Source organism: Pseudomonas fragi (assembly GCF_002269505.1).
Classification (GTDB): domain Bacteria; phylum Pseudomonadota; class Gammaproteobacteria; order Pseudomonadales; family Pseudomonadaceae; genus Aquipseudomonas; species Aquipseudomonas fragi_D.
Genome location: NZ_NQKQ01000018.1, coordinates 64,424 through 81,037 on the forward strand (window position 1 = coordinate 64,424; position 16,614 = coordinate 81,037).

14 protein-coding genes are annotated in these 16,614 nt (G+C 58.8%); 4 read left to right on the plus strand and 10 right to left on the minus strand.

All coding sequences use genetic code 11. From position 1 onward, the window contains the following. Nucleotides 1-38 precede the first annotated feature (38 nt). The 10 genes from CJU81_RS16205 to CJU81_RS16250 form a co-directional block, all read right to left on the minus strand. Nucleotides 39-1,712, minus strand: a complete 1,674-nt coding sequence (locus CJU81_RS16205; protein ID WP_095037451.1) for a flagellin N-terminal helical domain-containing protein — start codon at nt 1,710-1,712, stop codon at nt 39-41. A 357-nt stretch (nt 1,713-2,069) separates the two neighbouring features. Beyond that, nucleotides 2,070-2,996 carry a ketoacyl-ACP synthase III gene (locus tag CJU81_RS16210; protein ID WP_095037452.1) on the minus strand — a complete coding sequence of 309 codons (927 nt, stop codon included), beginning with the start codon at nt 2,994-2,996 and terminating at the stop codon, nt 2,070-2,072. 409 nt (nt 2,997-3,405) lie between these two features. Beyond that, nucleotides 3,406-4,986 (minus strand): flagellar hook-associated protein 3, encoded by a 1,581-nt coding sequence (locus tag CJU81_RS16215; protein ID WP_095037453.1) that lies wholly within the window; start codon nt 4,984-4,986, stop codon nt 3,406-3,408. 14 nt (nt 4,987-5,000) lie between these two features. After that, nucleotides 5,001-7,019, minus strand: coding sequence for a flagellar hook-associated protein FlgK (flgK, locus tag CJU81_RS16220; protein ID WP_095037454.1), 2,019 nt, complete (start codon nt 7,017-7,019; stop codon nt 5,001-5,003). A gap of 10 nt (nt 7,020-7,029) precedes the next feature. Further along, nucleotides 7,030-8,286: a flagellar assembly peptidoglycan hydrolase FlgJ gene (flgJ, locus tag CJU81_RS16225; protein WP_095037455.1), complete on the minus strand. Its 1,257-nt coding sequence runs from the start codon at nt 8,284-8,286 to the stop codon at nt 7,030-7,032. Between the two features lie 10 nt (nt 8,287-8,296). Further along, entirely contained in the window at nt 8,297-9,406 is a 1,110-nt protein-coding gene (locus tag CJU81_RS16230; RefSeq protein ID WP_016781589.1) for a flagellar basal body P-ring protein FlgI, read from the minus strand. Nucleotides 9,407-9,420: 14 nt separating this feature from the next. Continuing rightward, the gene (gene flgH / locus CJU81_RS16235) at nt 9,421-10,116 is read right to left on the minus strand and encodes a flagellar basal body L-ring protein FlgH (RefSeq protein WP_095028754.1); all 696 of its coding nucleotides are present in this window, start codon (nt 10,114-10,116) and stop codon (nt 9,421-9,423) included. A 24-nt stretch (nt 10,117-10,140) separates the two neighbouring features. Next, nucleotides 10,141-10,926, minus strand: a complete 786-nt coding sequence (flgG, locus tag CJU81_RS16240; RefSeq protein ID WP_095028755.1) for a flagellar basal-body rod protein FlgG — start codon at nt 10,924-10,926, stop codon at nt 10,141-10,143. 45 nt (nt 10,927-10,971) lie between these two features. After that, nucleotides 10,972-11,712, minus strand: a complete 741-nt coding sequence (locus CJU81_RS16245; protein WP_016781592.1) for a flagellar basal body rod protein FlgF — start codon at nt 11,710-11,712, stop codon at nt 10,972-10,974. A gap of 267 nt (nt 11,713-11,979) precedes the next feature. Continuing rightward, nucleotides 11,980-13,539 (minus strand): sigma-54-dependent transcriptional regulator, encoded by a 1,560-nt coding sequence (locus CJU81_RS16250; RefSeq protein ID WP_095037456.1) that lies wholly within the window; start codon nt 13,537-13,539, stop codon nt 11,980-11,982. Nucleotides 13,540-13,874: 335 nt separating this feature from the next. On the opposite strand from CJU81_RS16250, the gene phhA reads away from it, so the two are divergent. The 4 genes from phhA (at nt 13,875) to CJU81_RS24260 (ending at nt 16,611) form a co-directional block, all read left to right on the plus strand. Further along, nucleotides 13,875-14,666 (plus strand): phenylalanine 4-monooxygenase, encoded by a 792-nt coding sequence (phhA, locus tag CJU81_RS16255; RefSeq protein ID WP_095037457.1) that lies wholly within the window; start codon nt 13,875-13,877, stop codon nt 14,664-14,666. 42 nt (nt 14,667-14,708) lie between these two features. After that, the gene (locus tag CJU81_RS16260; protein ID WP_016781595.1) at nt 14,709-15,065 is read left to right on the plus strand and encodes a 4a-hydroxytetrahydrobiopterin dehydratase; all 357 of its coding nucleotides are present in this window, start codon (nt 14,709-14,711) and stop codon (nt 15,063-15,065) included. Further along, complete coding sequence (locus CJU81_RS16265) at nt 15,065-16,261, plus strand: amino acid aminotransferase (RefSeq protein ID WP_095037458.1); 1,197 nt, start codon at nt 15,065-15,067, stop codon at nt 16,259-16,261. The genes CJU81_RS16260 and CJU81_RS16265 overlap by 1 nt, the downstream gene beginning before the upstream one ends. Nucleotides 16,262-16,479: 218 nt before the next feature. Continuing rightward, nucleotides 16,480-16,611: a hypothetical protein gene (locus CJU81_RS24260; RefSeq protein ID WP_016781597.1), complete on the plus strand. Its 132-nt coding sequence runs from the start codon at nt 16,480-16,482 to the stop codon at nt 16,609-16,611. Nucleotides 16,612-16,614: the final 3 nt, after the last annotated feature.

A 16,614-nucleotide genomic window follows, 5' to 3' on the forward strand; every position in this document is an offset into this window, starting at 1 on the left:
CGTAAACGCGCCCTTTTGCTCTCAACCAAACGCCGAAATTACTGAAGCAGTTTCATTACAGCGGATGGCAGCTGGTTAGCCTGGGACAGAATCGCGGTAGCGGCCTGTTGCAGGGTTTGTTGCTTGGTCAGCTCGGCAGCTTCCGATGCGAAGTCAGTGTCCTGAACGCGACCACGTGCAGCAGTCGAGTTCTCGGAGATGCTTTGCAGGTTGGAAACAGTGCTGTCGAAACGGTTTTGCACGGCACCCAGTGCAGAACGTTGGGTGTCGATCTGCTGGATTGCACCAGTCAGGGCCTGAATAGTTTGTTGAGCGCCTTCGGCAGTCAACACGCTCAGGTCGGAGACGGTGGTTTCGACGGTGTTGGCGTTGGTGGTTTTAGCTGTAGTTGCCAGCCCCAAGGAGGCAAGACCAGTACCTGCACTACCGTCAGCAATAGTGATATCTTTAGTGGAAAACAGCTTCAGCGTGTTGTCAGCATTTTTGCTGGCAGTTACGCCTGTGCTAGCGCTGTTGATCGAAGAAACAATAGTATCGATCGAATCACCTTTCTTAAACTTCACCTCAACGCCATTAAAAGACACAGAGGTATCAGTAGTTAATTTGGCTTCAGTACTACCCGCCGTAAGGCCTAGCTTGGAAAGTGAACCTGGACCAGTAGTACCCACTCCATCAGCCAAGTCAATTGATTGACCTTTCGCCGAAGTCAGCTCCAGACGCCCATCACTACTAACTGTGGCTGTGACTCCCGTTTTATCTTTCAAAAGATTAATAGCTGTTGCAGTTTCTGTTAAAGACTTATCCGCTGTGATATCAACCTTTATACCGTTGATCCGGACTTCACCGGCTTCCGCGCCTGCTTTAGGAGCCGCGGGCGTTACAAAACCCGCTGTCGAGGTTGCAGAACCTACGGCTGTAAAAGTAATGGCCGAGGACAAGTTTATTTTTTTGCCTGCGGAATCAACGGACGCCGACACACCAGTCTTGGAAGTCTGCTTGTTGATTTCGGCGATGGCGTCTTCGATTTTTGAACCTTTAGCAATCGAAACATCTGCACCATTGATAGTCAGGGTTTCATCAGACGTGGGCGCAGCAAAATCAGCGCCAGAGGCCTTGAACTTGGCAACATCGTTTACGCCACCAACAATCTTAGCTGACAATGCACTTGCAGCACCCGAAGCACTTGCTTCCCCATAAGAGCCCTTCAAACCAGTAGCACTGATATCGCTCATACCGAACGAAATAGTCTGGTTGGCATCAGCACCCACCTGGAAAGCCTGGTTCTGGAACGAACCGTCCAGCAGGTTACGACCACCGAAGGTGGTGGTAGACGAAATACGGGTCAGTTCACCGACTTTCGCTGTGAATTCTTGTTGCAGGGAAGCACGGTCATCAGCGCTTTTATCACCGTTCGCGGACTGCAGGGCCAGTTCACGCAAACGTTGCAGAATATTGGTCGACTCTTGCATCGCGCCTTCAGCCGTCTGTGCAATCGACGAGCCGTTGTTGGCGTTGGCGATGGCAACGGTCATGCCTTTAACCTGGGAGGTCAGACGGTTGGCGATCTGCATGCCGGCAGCGTCGTCTTTGGCGCTGTTGATTTTCAGGCCGGACGACAGACGGGTCATCGAGGTGCTCAACGAGTCGCCGGCTTTGTTCAGGTTCTTCTGAACGGTCTGGGACGTGACGTTAGTGTTTACTGATAAAGCCATGACGAAATCCTCATTGGATGAATACTGCGGCTTCCGGCCCTGGCAACCGCCGGGTGTGGCCTAGAGAACCTTCGTAATAGTTATCGTCGTGAATGTCGGTTGCTTGAGGGTTATTTTGATTTTTTTTGCTGGCAAAGGGGCATGCCTTGTAATTCAGGGGGTTAGCGGGTCGATTAGCTGCCGGGTCCCCCCAGTGTGGGAGCGGGCTTGCTCGCGATTCGGGCGGCGCGGTGCTTCAGGCAAACCAGGGTGATGCCATCGCCAGCAAGCCCGCTCCCACAAATTCAATCTGCCCTGTCAGAAAGCAAAACGCCCATGGCTTTAGGGCCACGGGCGTTTGATGTTTCGGCTTGCAGCTTATGGGCGATAGATAATCGCCGAGCCCCACGACAGGCCCACACCAAAACCGCTCAGCGCCACGCGCTTCCAGGTGGCGGTCATCACGTGCTTTTCCAGCAGCAGCGGAATGCTCGACGACACGGTGTTGCCGGTCTCGACCATATCCTTGATAAATTTCTCCGGCTCGCCTTCAAAGCGACGGGCCACGGCGTCAACGATGGCCGCACTGCCCTGGTGGATGCAGAACGCGTCGATGTCTTTGGAGGTCAGTTCGGACTCTTCCAGCAGCTCGTTCAAGTGCGCAGGCACTTTAAGCAGGGCAAAGTTGAAGACCTGGCGGCCGTTCATAAAGAACACGCCATCACTGACTTTCAGATGGGGCGCACCCGAGCCGTCAGTGCCGAACTTGGCCTTGCCCAACTGCCAGGGAGCGTCTTCGCCCATCCAGGTGGCGGTGGCCGCGTCACCAAAGAGCATGGTGGTGTTGCGGTCTTCCGGGTCGACGATTTTCGAATAGGGGTCTGCGGTGATCAGCAGGCCGTTTTTCAGGCCCGTGGCTTCCATAAAGCCTTTCATCGCATAGATGCCGTAGACATAGCCCGAGCACCCCAGGGAAATGTCAAAGGCGGCAACATGGGTCGGCAGGCCGAGCTTGTCCTGGACGATGGCGGCCGTGTGCGGCAGGCCTTCGGCGTCGCCGTTCTGGGTGACGACGATCAGCGCGTCAATGGATTCGCGCTTGAGTTGCGGGTTGTTGGCGAACAGCGCGTTGACCGCTTCGACACACAGATCCGAGGTTTCCTGGTCAGCCTCTTTGCGCGGCAGAAAGGCCGAACCGATCTTGCCCAGAATGAATTCTTCGTCTTTGGAGAACTTCGCGCCTTGCGCGTAGTTGTCTACACCGCTTGCTGGCACGTAACTGGCGATGCTTTTAATGCCAATCATTGTGGCTTCCCAATACTAAATAGCTGGAGATCACCCGCTCGCAAAATCGAGGGGCGCTGACAATAAAGGGGCTTTTTCGCGCAGGAATGCGGCGAATATGGGTGCATAAAAATAAACAAAACAGCCTGGAAAAGGCCCCGCACCCGCCCGTACGTTTCATACGATACAGTGAAGATGCCCGTTATGACTCATAGGTCACGCTATTTTGTGCGGTTTTATACAAAAGGTTTCAAGAAAGACGAGGACTGACCTGTAGCCGCTGAGGAGCGAAGCGAGGCTGCGATCGAGGACGCAGTCCTCGCAAAATCGGCCATCACCGGATTTCTGAAACACCGAGCCGGATGGTTTTGCGGCCGCTTCGCAGCCGATCGCAGCCTCGCTCCGCTCCTCAGCGGCTACAAAGTCAGTATCACAGCTGGTTAAACAGGCTCAGCTGGGAGATTTTCACGAATGCCAGTTGCGAGGCTTCGAGCATGGCTTTCTGGAACGCCAGTTCGATGGATGCCCCCGCCATGTCGGTGTTGCCGATCGCCGCCGTGGTGGAGTCGTTGGCCAGGCCCAGGCTGATATTTTCATCCGCCTGAATATCCACCGCCTTGAGCCGCGCACCAATCGAGCCGCGGGCGCTGTCGACGCCGGCACTGGCGTTTTTCAGGTTGCCGATCGCGGAGTTGATCGCGTCCTTTTGCGTTTGCTGGGCCAGCGGGTCTTTGTCGCTGGGGATTTCCAGGGCCTTGCGCAGCTGGCTGATGGTGTCCAGCGCGTTTTGGCTCTGGTGGTTGTTGCGGTTGACGACAAACTGGTCGCCCGCCTCAGGAGTGCCTGAAAACGTGAAATCAACCCCCAGCGCGCCGCTGGCAACATCGCCCTTGGCAATCGATTTGCTGTCGGCGGTCAACGGCTGGGCATACACCTCGTACTCGGTGGCACTGGTGAATTTGATCACCGCGCCATTGCTCGGGAAACTGTCGGCGTAGACGCCGGCATCGGTCACTGTCGACTCGGTGAGCTGTGCAGTCGAGGTATTGCTCGGGGTGCGCGAGGCGTTAATCGTGTCTGCCTTGGCCTCAAGGGTAAAGGTACGCTCCGCCACCAACGCATCCCGCTCAGCTGCAGGAACGTCCTTGAGATTGGGGGTGATATCAAAGGATACCCCGCGCAGGCTGATGTTCTGCGAACCGTCCCTGGTCGGGTCGAACACGCCATTGCCCGCCACCTGCGAGGTCAGGTCATTGCCGTCGCGGTCAGTAAGGGTGTACTGGGTGCTGCTGCTGAATTTCAGCGTATAGGGCTGACCTTCGGCGAAACTCTTGTTGAACACCGCGCTTGAAGTGACCAGACCGGCAGACACCGAGAGCTTGCCGTCATTGACGGTCGGCTTGCCATCGGCGCCCATGCTTGACACAAAAGTCGCCTGGGTACGCCCGGTATTGGTCGCGCCTTCCATGATGCTCCTGGCCGTGTCACTGCTGGCCAGGGTCAGGGTGTCGGAAACCTTCAGGTTGAGCTGGGTGTCGTCGCCCTGATAGCTGTAGGTGCCATCATTGTTGCGGGTGTAAGGCGGGGTATCGGTCTTGGAGCCGGAGAACATGTAGTTGCCCGCGGCGTCCTTGCTGTTGAGCAGGCTGAACACCTGCTCTTCAATACTGCCCAGTTCGTTGGCAATGGCCAGGCGATCGGCATCGCTTTTGCCGCTGCCTGCGCCCAGGGCCAGCTCACTGGCCTTTTGCAATGAATTGTTGATGCTGTCGAGCACCGCTTCCTGGGCACCCAGCGATGACTTGATGCTGTTCATATTGGTGTTGTACTGGGCCAGCATGTCTTTTTGCTGCTGCAATTGCAGCAGGCGCGCCGCGCCCACCGGGTCATCGGCGGCGGTCTGGATGCGCACGCCGGAGTCGATCTGGCCCTGGGTCTTGATCACCGACGAGAAGTTGTTCTGGTAGGTGGCACTGGTCGATTCAAAAAACTGCGAAGTTGAAATACGCATCGTCGCGGGCTCCCTTAAAGACTGTTGATCAGCGTGCTGAAGGTTGCTTGCGCCGCTTTGATGATCTGCGACGAGGCGGTGTAGTACTGCTGGAACTTGACCAGGTTGGAGGCTTCTTCGTCCAGGTTGACCTGGGACACCGAGTTGCGCACCTCTTTGGCGTAGGCCAGTGCCGCGCCATTGGCAGTACCGTCGACCGCGGCCTGGCTGGCTTTGCCGCCCACTTTGGACACCAACTGGCTGTAGGAAGTAGCCATGCTGACGCCGCCGGTGCCGTCCTTGCTTACGCCCACTGTGGCCTTGGTTTGCAGGCCCAGCAGTTCGTTGGCGTTGCGGTTGTCAGCCTTGCCGTCCTTGTTGAACTTGATATCGAAGCTGTCACCCTTGCCCGGCGAGCCGCTGATGGTTGCGTCGAAGCTGACATCCGAAGTGCTGCCGTCAGCGTTGGCGACCGGCACCTTGATCTTGACGGCGTTGTCCTGGCCCGGCACATAGGAGCCGTCGCTGATCTTTTCGCCCTTTTCGTTCAGTACCCGGTAAGTATGGGTTCCAGCGTCATTAACCCCATCGAATACAATACGCAATGGCATCGCGTCTTCAACCTGTGACTGGCCCAGGTTGGTGCCGCTGTAAATATCCAGTGGTACTGTCAGGTTCAAGCCACTCACCGCACCCGTACCCGTATTGGAGCCGCCCGCCCCGGCCACCAATGGCCCGGCAAATGCCAATTTATTGGCATCGCTCATTTGTACGCCGATATTGCTTGCGCCACTGCGGGTGGGGCTGACCTTGAACGCATCACCAGCGGTCATCGGGCCGCCCTTGAGGTCCAGAGTGAAGCCGTCGATGACCTTGGCCGGGTTGTCCGTGGTGGCGAACGCGCCCATATCGGTGCCGTCGGAGCGCTTGACCGAATACTCGGTGGCGCTGGTAAACGTGACCTGATAGTCGTAGGCGGTCAGCGCGCCGCTGTCGGCGATGCTGACATTGAAGTTGCCTGCGCCAATATTGCCGGTCGCCGCTTGGCTGCGCTGGGTGATGGCCTTGTCACTGTTGATGCTGTTGAACATCGACGAGCCGAACTCGCCATTGGCATCCAGGCCCTGGCCCAGCTGCTGGTTGATCGCATCGGCGACCACAATGGCTGTACGCCCCAGATCATTCATGGCCGGGGCCAGTACCTCATCGCGATAGCGCAACAGGCCGCCGATCTTGCCGCCGCTGAGCACCGAGGTCACGTCGGAGCTCGATTGCTGGTAATTGATCTGGATGCTGTACTGGCTTTTGTCGACCTTGCCCGGTACCGCCGAGAGGGTATTGGAGGTCGAACCCTGCACCAACGCCTGACCGGTGCCCAGGGTGATGTCGTAGACGTTGTCGTGCTCCTGGACCGTCACCCCGACCAGCTCGTTGAGGGTGCGTACCGCTTCGTTGCGCGCATCCAGCAGGTTGTTCGGGGTATTGCCCGCCGTGGTGGCCTGGGTGATCTGCTTGTTCAGCGAGGCGATGGTGGCCGTGTGCTGGTTGACCATTGAGGTCAGGGTATCCAGCTGGCTGTTGATCCCTTCGTTCTGCTGGTTGAGCTGGGACGAAATCGAGTTGAAACGATTGCTCAATGTCTGCGCACTGGTCAGCAGCAGTTGGCGCGCCGACACATCACCAGGCGCCGCGGCGGCGGTTTGCAGCGAGCTGAAAAAGCTGCTCAGGGCTGCCGAAACGCCAGTATTTTTATCCGACAGCAGTTTGTCGACCGTGCCGATCTGGTCGAGATAAGCCTGGGCATCGCCATTGAGCGACGTGGTGGTTTGCAACTGGGCGTCGAGGTAGGAGTTGTACACGCGGCGCACGTCGGCCAGGGTGGTGCCGGTGCCGATAAACACCCCGCCCACCTGCTGCGAAGCACCGCTGCCCTGGACGATCTGCTGACGCGAATAGCCCGAGGTATTGGCGTTGGCAATGTTGTTGCCGACTGTCGCCAATGCGCCCTGACTGGCGTTGAGCCCCGACATCCCGATGTTGATCAAACTCGCCATGGTTCAAACCTTATAAATTCGTGAGAGAACCCGTCGAGGCGTAGCTCTGGTAGGTTTTCATTTGCTTGGCTATCTGCGAAATCTTGCTTGCGTACTCAGGGTCGGTTGCGTAACCGGCCTTCTGCAACTCGCGTACAAACTGCTCCGGTTTATCGGCCGCGTTGAGTACATCTTTATAACGATTGTTGCTCTGCAACAGCGTCACCAGATCATGGAAGCTGTCCTGGTAGGAGTCGTAGGAACGGAAGTCCGCCGTCTCCTTGACCATCTGCCCGCCCTTGAACTCGCTGGTGATGGCCCGTGCCTGGGCGCCCTGCCAACTGCCGGTGGCCTTGATGCCGAACAGGTTGTGGCTGCTGCTGCCATCTTGCTGGCGCATCACCGACTTGCCCCAGCCGGTTTCCAGTGCGGCTTGCGCCACCAGGTACAGCGGGTCGACACCGATGCGGTCGGCGGCCTGTTGCGCCATCGGCAGCATGGTGGCGACAAATGCATCCGGCGACTCGAAGGCCTGTTTGGCAGGGGCCAGCGGCGGCTGCGCCACGGCACGACCGTAAATCTGCATGCGGCCTTGCACGCCGCTGGCACTGAGCATCGGCTGACGGCTGCCCTTGAGCACTGCATCAAGCCCCGGCGATGTACGCCCCAGCACAGTGGCGGTGTTGAGCGTGGCGCGTGCCGGGTCGGCCGACGGCACGATGCCAGCCAGCAAACGGTCAGTGAGCTTGCTCGGCAACGCCAGACGGCGCTGATTGAGCATGGCCATGTCATTTTTATGACCGTCGGCTGCGGCTGCTGGCGTAGTGGCAACCCGCGAAGCCCACAATGGACGCTGACCACTGGAGCGCACAAAAGGGCTGTCGACGGTGGCGGCGGCCGGGGCTTTGACTTCGGCAGTCAGCGCCGTGGTAATCGCAGCCTCCCCCGGCACCGCAGCTTTGTTTTTCGACATCTGGCGCATCAATACATCCGCAAGACCGATGCCACCGCCCTGCCGGGACAGAGTCACTGACAGTTGCTGGTCGTACATTTCCTGATACTGCTTGGCAGCCGGGGTGTTGAGCGGGTTGTCCTTGCCCAGCACTTCGTTGGCCGAGCGCATGGACTTGAGCATTTCGTTGAGGAACAGCGACTCGAATTCCTGCGCAACCTTGCGCATATTGCCGTCACTTTCGCGGTCGCCGACTTTCAGGTTATTCAGCCGATTCAGGTCGGTGAACGCCCCTGAATCGCTACCGCTAACCACTCCACTCTTACGCATATCCATGACGTCGGCCTCAGATCACGATCAGGTCGGCTTGCAGCGCGCCGGCCTGTTTCAGCGCTTCGAGAATCGCCATCAAGTCGCCAGGAGCCGCGCCGACCTGATTCACTGCACGCACGATCTCGTCGAGAGTGGTGCCCGGGCCGAACTTGAACATCGGCTTGGCTTCCTGCTGGGCATTGAGTCGCGAGCGCGGCACAACAGCGGTCTCGCCGTTGGACAGCGGGCCGGGCTGGCTGACAATCGGGTCTTCAGTGATGGTCACGGTCAGGCTGCCGTGGGTTACCGCGGCGGGCGAAACCTTGACGTTCTGGCCAATCACGATAGTGCCGGTACGCGAGTTGATGATGACCTTGGCCACCGCCTGCCCCGGATCGACTTCGAGGTTTTCCAGGATCGACAGGTAGTCGACGCGCTGGCTCGGGTCCAGTGGCGCAGTCACGCGAACCGAACCGCCATCGATGGCCTGGGCCACGCCGGGGCCGAGCAGGTCATTGATCTTGTCGACAATACGCTTGGCGGTGGTGAAGTCCGAACGATTGAGGTTGAGGGTCAGGCTGTTGCCCTGGTTGAAACCGCTGGGCACGGCCCGCTCAACCGATGCACCACCCGGAATACGCCCGGCCGACGGCACGTTGACGGTGATTTTCGAGCCGTCACGGCCTTCGGCATCAAAGCCGCCGACCACCAGATTGCCCTGAGCCACCGCATACACATTGCCATCGATGCCTTTAAGCGGTGTCAGCAGCAGCGTACCGCCGCGCAGGCTTTTGGAGTTGCCGATGGAGGAAACGGTGATATCGATCACCTGCCCCGGCTTGGCAAATGCTGGCAAATCGGCGCTGATGGACACCGCCGCAACGTTTTTCAGCTGCACATTGCCCGACCCTGGCGGCACCTTGATGCCGAACTGCGACAACATGTTGTTGAACGTCTGCAGGGTGAACGGGGTTTGCGTGGTCTGGTCGCCCGTACCGTTCAAGCCGACCACCAGGCCATAACCAATCAATTGGTTGGAGCGCACGCCGGAAATGCTGGCGATGTCTTTCAACCGCTCGGCGTGGGCGCCCAGGGCGGTCGACAACAGCAACACGGCGGCCAGCAGATGCTTGAGGTTAGGCATGGTGAAGTTCATCACTAAAAGGGAAACAGCGGGCTAAGGAAGAAACGGTCAAACCAGCCCGGCTGGCTTGCATCGGCAAAAGAACCGGTGCCCGAGTAGGTGATGCGCGCATCGGCCACACGGGTCGAAGACACGGTGTTATCGGTGGCGATATCATCGGCGCGGACCAGGCCGGCAATGCGCACCAGTTCGTCACCGGTGTTGAGGGTCATCCACTTTTCACCGCGCACGGCGATGATACCGTTGGGCAGCACGTCGGCCACGGTCACGGTGATCGAACCGGTCAGGCTGTTGCCCTGCCCGGCCTTGCTGTCGCCCTTGGTGGCACGGCTGCCGCTGTAACCGGCATTGAGGCTCAGGTCACCCCCGCCCAGCGGGTTGTTGGTGGTCAGGCCGCTGCCGAACAACGAGGTCAGGCCGATGCTGGTGTTGCTGTTCTTACCGATCGCCGAGTTGGCGTTTTTACTCGCCTGGGTCTTCTCGTTGAGGGTAATGGTAATGATGTCGCCGATACGGTACGCCTTGCGGTCGCTGTACAGGTTCTGCTCGAAACCGGCTTGGTAGATCGAGCCGTTGTTGGCCGCAGCCGGCAGCGGCGTGCGCGGCAGCACAGGCGCGTAGTACGGATCGTTGGCCCGCGGTGGCGGGCTGACGCAACCGGCCACGAAGGTAATGGCGCCCAGTGCCAGAACAGAAAACAAGCGCTTCATGAGCTCTCCCGCTATTTCACGTAGTTACAGGTTTTGCGTGACGAACGACAACATCTGGTCAGCGGTCGAGATCACCTTGGAGTTCATCTCATAGGCACGCTGGGTGGTAATCATGTTGACCATTTCTTCCACGGTGCTGACGTTCGAGGTCTCGAGCATGCTTTGCATGGTCAGGCCAAAACCGTTCAGGCCCGGCGTGCCGATTTGCGGCGCGCCGCTGGAAGCGGTTTCAAGGAACAGGTTGCCGCCCTGGGACTGCAAGCCGGCCGGGTTGATAAAGTCGGCGGTCTGCACGTTACCTATCACTTGCGCCGCCGGGTTGCCGGAAATGGTCACCGACACGGTACCGTCCTGGCCAACGGTGAAAGTCTGGGCATCGGCCGGCACTACAATCGCCGGTTCCAGGGCAAAGCCGCTGGCGGTGACGATCTGACCGTTGGAGTCCAGGTGAAAAGTACCGTCACGGGTGTAGGCCGTTGTGCCATCGGGCTGCATGATCTGGAAAAAACCGCGGCCGTTGATGGCCATATCCAGCGGCTGCTCGGTGGTTTGCAGGCTACCGGCAGTGAAGTTCTTTTGCGTGCCGACGATGCGCACCCCGGTACCCACTTGCAGACCCGATGGCAGCTCGCTGTCCTGGGTGGACTGGGCACCCGGCTGGCGCTTGATCTGGTAGAGCAAGTCCTGGAACTCGGCGCGATCACGTTTGAAGCCGGTGGTCGAGACGTTGGCCAGGTTGTTGGAAATGGTGGTCAGGTTGGTGTCTTGTGCAGCCAAACCCGTTTTTGCAACCCACAGTGCCGGAAGCATGGTGCTCTCCTCGCGCGCCGGTTTTTCGGCGCTACGTTCAAGTAATTAGCTGATAGACAGGACGCGAGTCATGGCCTGGTCGTCTTCTTTGGCGGTGTTCATCATTTTGATATGCAGCTCGAACTGCTTGGACAGGGCCAGCACCGAGGTCATTTCATCCACTGCATTGACGTTGCTCGCCTCCAGAAAGCCCGAGGTCACCCGCACATTGGCATCGGCCGGGGCCGGCTGGCCGTCATTGGTGTGGATCAGGCCGTCAAGGCCCTTGCTCATGGTTTTCAGATCAGGTTGAACCAGCTTGATCCGGTCCACTTGCGCCATCACCCGGGGGCCTTCGCCCTGGGCGCGGATGCTGATGGTGCCGTCTTCGCCGACTTCGATCTGCTGCTGGGGCGGCACCGCGATCGGCCCGCCATTGCCCATGATCGGCATGCCGTTGCCAGCACGCAGGATGCCCAGGGCATCCACGTTCATGCTGGCGGTACGCACATAAGCTTCACTGCCGTCGGGGGCCTGCACCGCCAGCCAGCCGTCACCGGACACGGCCACATCGAGGTCACGACCGGTCTCCACCAGCGCACCGGGGCTGAAGTCGGTGGCCGGGCGCTCGGTCAAGGCAAAGGCACGCGCCGGAAAGCTGTCACCGAACACCGGCATCGAGCGGGCCTGTTCCAGGTCACGCTGAAAACCGTTGGTTGAGATGTTCGCCAGATTGTTGGCATGGGCCTTTTGCGCCAGTGCGTTCTGACTGGCGCCGGTCATTGCCACATATAGGTACTTGTCCACAGTCTTTCCTCTGTCTGACGGACGCTTGCCGCCCACCGCTGTACTGCAGAGGTCATTGCAATTTGCGCACCAACTTTATTTTGACGCTACGAAAGGCCGTATTGACTGGGCTCGTAGCTGATTTGGGGATGGGAGAAGAAAGGCAAAAAATGTCACTACGGCGGAGTTCTGCCGGTAGCGGCAAGGCATGGTCTGCCAGTCAAGGCGAAACCTGTGGGAGCGAGCCTGCTCGCGAAGACCGTTCGCGAGCAGGCTCGCTCCCACGGTTTACGGCTTAACCTTGAGAATATCGTGCTCGCGCAGCTTGTTGGCGATAGTCGTGTGGGAAACCCCCAATCGCTTACCCAGCAATCGGCTACTCGGGTGCTCGGAATACAGCTGCTCCAGCACCGCCTTTTCGAAACGCCCGACAATCTGCTCCAGGCCGCCTTCCAGCGAGAACTCACCCAGGGGCTGACGCACGCCGTAATCCGGCAAACGAATATGTTCAGCCTTGACCACCCCACCATCACACAGCGAAACCGCCTGAAACAGCACGTTCTCCAACTGACGAACGTTACCCGGCCAGTGGTAGTGGCTCAACCGGTCCATCGCCGCCGGCGCCAGGCGCGGCAGCGAACAGCCGATCTGGCGGCTGGCCTGATCGAGAAAGTGCTCGACCAGCGGCTCAAGGCCGTCCAGGCAATCGCGCAGCGGCGGGATATGCAGCGACAGCACGTTGAGCCGGTGATACAGGTCCTGGCGAAACTCGCCACGGGCACACAGCTCGGACAGGTCGACCTGGGTGGCACACATCACCCGCACATCGAGATAGACCTCTTCATCACTGCCGACCCGGCGAAAGCAACCATCCTGCAAGAAGCGCAGCAATTTGACCTGCAAGCGCGGGCTCATTTCACCCACGCCATCAAGAAACAACGTACCGCCAGCTGTCAGCTCCAGCAGACCCAGCTTGCCCTCGGCCCGCGCCCCTTCAAACGCGCCGGGGCCGTAGCCGAACAACTCGGTTTCAGCCATCGACTCGGGCAAGCCGGCACAGTTCAGCGCCATCAATGGCGACTGGCCGCGGGGGCTGGCCAGATGGCAGGCCCGGGCCAGCAGCTCCTTGCCGGTGCCGGTTTCACCTTCTATTAATAGCGGCGCATCCAGCGGTGCCATGCGCCGGGCTTCGCGCACCACCGCGGCCATGACTTTGGAGCTTTGGAAAATACTGTCGAAACCGCGCAACTCCTGCTTGCGCACATTGTAGATTTGCTCGCCCACGCGGTCGGCGCGGTGCAGGGTCAGCACGGCCCCTGCCATCGCCTCGCTTTCATCGTGTTCGAGCTGCAGCGGCGCGATATCCGCCAGGTACACCAAACCCTTGATCTTGACCCGCAGGCCATTGATCCGCGACTTGTTGGCTCGCACCAGTTCGGGCAGGTCAAAATCTTCGGCATAACGGGACAGGGAAATGCCCGGCACTTCATCCACCCGCACCCCGAGCAACTGCGCGGCGGCACGGTTGGCCGCGACGATGCAACCGCCCATATCGATGGACAGTACGGGAAACTCCAGCGCCCCCAACAAGGCATTGAGTTCCATATGCCGACGTTCGCTGGGCATCAGGCCTACCCGCTTGACCCCGAACACCCCGGCAATGGTTTCAAATTTCGGACGCAAAGCCTGAAACTGCAGGTTAATCAGATTGGGGCAGTACAGATAAATCGCATTGCCCTGATCACCCCCCACCTCGCCGCGCTTGACGTTGATGCCGTAGGCCACCAGCAGGTTGAGGATGTCGCGAAGAATGCCAATCCGGTTTTGGCAGTGGACTTTAATGCGCATGGGCAGGGCTCGGGAATAACTAACAATGGATGTCCTATGTGGGAGCGAGCCTGCTCGCGAAGGCTCAAAGAGCGCCATTCGCGAGCAGGCTCGCTCCCACAGAGAGATTTTCCGGCTTCAGAGGCATTTCATCGTCACGATTTTGTGACAGTTGTACTGTCGCGCACTCAAGAATGACAGCCCGCCTCTCACGTCGTAACGAATACTTTACGAATAAGCGCCATCATCCCAGCATTACCGGCTTTAGGCTAGCTGCACAGGACATTCACTTGGGGTATCACTAAGGCATCGCAACAACACCGAATAATAAAAACGATTTCCTTGCGGAGAGCCCCATGAAGCAAACGAAATACGTCGCCCGTGAGCCTGATGCCAATGGCTTTATCGACTACACACCCGCTGAACACGCGGTGTGGAACACGCTGATTACCCGCCAGCTGAAACTGCTGGAAGGCCGCGCCTGCCCCGAGTACATGCAAGGCATCGAAAAGCTGGGCCTGCCCCACGACCGCATCCCGCAACTCGACGAGATCAATCAGGTCCTGGGCGCTACCACGGGCTGGCAAGTTGCCCGGGTACCCGCACTGATCCCCTTCCAGACCTTCTTCGAGTTGCTGGCCAACAAGCAGTTTCCGGTGGCCACCTTTATTCGTACCCCCGAAGAACTCGATTACCTGCAAGAGCCGGATATTTTCCATGAGATTTTCGGCCACTGCCCGCTACTGACCAACCCGTGGTTTGCCGAATTCACCCACACCTACGGCAAGTTGGGCCTGCAGGCGAGCAAAGAACAACGGGTGTATCTGGCACGCCTGTACTGGATGACCATCGAGTTCGGCCTGGTCGACACGCCTGAAGGCAAACGCATTTACGGTGGCGGGATTCTGTCGTCGCCCAAAGAAACGGTTTACAGCCTGTCATCAGAGCCGGAACATCAGGCTTTCGATCCGCTGGAAGCCATGCGCACGCCGTATCGCATCGATATTTTGCAGCCGTTGTATTTTGTCCTGCCGGACTTGAAGCGACTGTTTGACCTGGCCCATGAAGACATCATGGGTATGGTCGAAAAAGGCATGCCCCTGGGCCTGCACGCGCCGAAATTCACGCCCAAGCCGAAAGCGGCTTAACCCTTTTTAGTCATCTATAAAAACTGATTTCAGGAATCCACCATGAACGCACTGAACCAAGCCCACTGCGAAGCCTGCCGCGCCGATGCTCCACAGGTCAGCGACGAAGAGTTGCCGATCCTGATCAAACAGATCCCGGACTGGAACATCGAAGTTCGCGACGGCATCATGCAGCTGGAAAAGGTCTTTCTGTTCAAGAACTTCAAATTCGCCCTGGCCTTTACCAATGCCGTGGGTGAAATCGCCGAAGCTGAAGGCCATCACCCGGGTCTGCTGACCGAATGGGGTTCGGTCACCGTGACCTGGTGGAGCCACTCGATCAAGGGCCTGCACCGCAACGACTTCATCATGGCCGCACGCACCGACGAAGTGGCCAAAACTGCTGAAGGTCGCAAGTAATGCACTTCGCCGATATTGGTCGGGTACCGGGCGACCCGATCCTCGGTTTGATGGACGCCTACCAGCAAGACAGCAACCCGGACAAGTTCGACCTGGGCGTGGGCGTCTATAAAGACGCCAATGGCCTGACGCCGATCCTGCAATCGGTAAAGCTGGCCGAGCAGCGCCTGGTGGATCAGCAACAGACCAAAACCTATATCGGCGGTCATGGTGACAGCCGATTCGGGCAACTGATCAGCGAACTGGTGCTGGGCGAAGACTCGCCCCTGTTGGCCAGCAAGCGTGCTGCAGCGACCCAGACCCCGGGCGGTACAGGGGCCTTGCGCCTGAGCGCCGATTTTATCGCGCAATGCTTGCCGGGCCGTGGCATCTGGCTGAGCGATCCAACCTGGCCGATTCACGAAACCATCTTTGCCGCAGCCGGGCTGAAGATCAGTCACTACCCCTATGTGGGCAGCGACAACACGCTCAATGTAGCGGCCATGCTCGAAGCGCTGGAGCACGCACCCAAGGGCGATGTGGTGCTGCTGCACGCCTGCTGCCACAACCCGACCGGCTTTGACCTGTCCCAGGCTGACTGGCTGCAGGTGCTGGACGTGGTACGCCGTCGTGAACTGCTGCCATTGATCGACTTTGCCTACCAGGGCTTTGGCGACGGACTGCAGGAAGACGCCTGGTCGACCCGCCTGTTCACCCGTGAACTGCCGGAAGTGCTGATCACCAGCTCGTGCTCGAAGAACTTCGGCCTGTACCGCGAACGGGTCGGTGCATTGATTGTGTGTGCCAATGACGCCGAAAAGCTGACCGACATCCGCAGCCAACTGGCCTATATTGCGCGCAACTTGTGGTCCAACCCACCGGATCACGGCGCGGCGGTGGTGGCGACGATTCTCGGTGATGCACAGATAAAAAAACTGTGGATCGACGAAGTAGAAGCCATGCGCAGCCGCATCGCGCAATTGCGCAGCGGCCTGGTCGAAGCCCTGACACCGTTCGGGCTGGCTGAGCACTTTGCTCATATCAATGCGCAACGCGGGATGTTTTCGTACACCGGCCTGACCCAGGAGCAAGTCCAGTTGTTGCGCGAGAAACACAGCGTATACATGGTCGGCTCGGGGCGCGCCAATATGGCCGGGGTCGACGGCACGCGCCTGAACCTGCTGGCCAAGGCCATAGCGCAGGTGTGTACCCGCTGATTTTGTACCTGTAGTCGCTGCCGAAGGCTGCGAAGGGTTGCGGAGCAACCCGTTCTCTCGAGCTCACCGCAGACTTCGGCAGCGACTACAGGGTTCTTACGCCGTCAGATGAAAAGTTCGCTACAAATCCCCCCAGACGCAATAAAAAGACAAATTGTCACACTCCCTCCTGTATCCTTAGCAAGCTACTTAAAACACACCTTACGAGGAGCGCGACGATGCACGAGATCCCAAACCTCCCCTTCCCAAGCCTGCACGAAACCGAGCAGCCAACCCCGCAACACACCAGTGGCGAAAACCCCGCACTGGACGAGGCTTCTGAAAGCCTGCAGGCCGACAGCGAAGACTGACGG